The sequence below is a fragment of the Staphylococcus sp. HMSC063A07 genome, assembly GCF_001836955.1.
In the GTDB taxonomy this organism is placed as follows: domain Bacteria; phylum Bacillota; class Bacilli; order Staphylococcales; family Staphylococcaceae; genus Staphylococcus; species Staphylococcus lugdunensis.
In genome coordinates, this window is sequence record NZ_KV830934.1 from 32,186 (window position 1) to 32,415 (window position 230).

Annotated in this window: 2 tRNA genes; both read right to left on the reverse strand. The window is 50.9% G+C overall.

What is annotated here, in order from left to right:
• Positions 1–40: 40 nt before the first annotated feature.
• Positions 41–113: transfer RNA gene (locus tag HMPREF2597_RS12290), tRNA-His, on the reverse strand.
• Positions 114–115: 2 nt separating this feature from the next.
• A tRNA-Trp gene (locus tag HMPREF2597_RS12295) sits at positions 116–189 on the reverse strand.
• Between the last annotated feature and the right edge of the window lie 41 nt (positions 190–230).

Here is a 230-nt window from a genome sequence, read left to right on the forward strand (position 1 = left end):
CCGTTGCCTTACCGCTTGGCTATAGCCCATTAATAATAAGGGCGGTTGAAGGGAATCGAACCCTCGAGTGTCGGAACCACAATCCGATGCGTTAACCACTTCGCCACAACCGCCATGGCAGGGGCAGTAGGAATCGAACCCACATCAAAGGTTTTGGAGACCTCTATTCTACCGTTGAACTATGCCCCTATTTAAAAATATGGAGGGGGGCAGATTCGAACTGCCGAACC